General features: G+C 68.1%; 1 protein-coding gene and 1 pseudogene. Both read right to left on the reverse strand.

What is annotated here, in order from left to right; translation table 11 throughout:
* Positions 1-115: 115 nt before the first annotated feature.
* Positions 116-598 carry a hypothetical protein gene (locus tag DVK07_RS19985; protein WP_199719653.1) on the reverse strand — a complete coding sequence of 161 codons (483 nt, stop codon included), beginning with the start codon at positions 596-598 and terminating at the stop codon, positions 116-118.
* Positions 595-813: pseudogene (locus DVK07_RS19990) on the reverse strand (hypothetical protein); the annotation flags it as partial. The pseudogene DVK07_RS19990 and the gene DVK07_RS19985, both read right to left, overlap by 4 nt.

The raw sequence follows: 813 nt of genomic DNA on the forward strand, positions 1-813 counted from the left end.
CGGCGGGTCGGAGTACCCGATACGCGCCTGAAGGTCGTCGTCGACGTCGTGACTGCCGAGGTACTCGCTCGTGTCCAGCATCGACAAGCGCCTTCGCTGGCCGTCACTGGAGGCATCACTCGACATCGTCGCCCTCCTGGACGTCGTCGACCTCGTCGATGATGTCCTGGGCCTCAACGTCGACGGGCTCGAGCGCCTCGTCAACCGCAACCATGTCGATGTCCGTGGCTGCTTCTTCATCGCCGGCGTGGCCGTAGAACGCGGCGTTACAGTACGGGATCTCATCGCCGAGGCTGACCACCTCGCCGGCGTCGTACCCGGTCAGGTCTGGCGCCCAGCCGATCTCCTGACACCACGTGGCGATCGCGTACTTCGCGACAGCCCCTTGGTCGCCGTCCCACGCGCCGTCGTAGCGCTTGCCCTCCAAGAGCAGCATCACGAGGTAGTCGATCGGGTTGTCCGGGTCGAGCAGCTCGCCGTCGACGGCGAGCCGGATCGAACTTCGGTCGGCGCTCGACTCCGGAATCTCGTCGTTCTCCTCGGCCTGCCGCAGCTGCTCGGCAACCGATGACGCGTGACCCATCTCGTCGTCCGTCACGCCTCGAACACCTCCGTGCCGCCGTCGGCTGTAGCGATGAGCGGGCTCGCCGAGAGGTGCTGCCCCAGCTGCTCGTCGATCGCCGAGCGGTCAACCCAGCCCGGGATCGGTCGCTCGCCGCGGGCCAGCGCCACCCGAAGCCGGTGCTTACAGCCCCCGTCGGGCGCCCGGTGGAGTGCGTCCGGGCAGTCGCAGGTGTCGGCGATCGCGTCGAC

Origin of the sequence: Halorubrum sp. Atlit-26R (genome assembly GCF_003666015.1) — an archaeon.
GTDB lineage: Archaea > Halobacteriota > Halobacteria > Halobacteriales > Haloferacaceae > Halorubrum.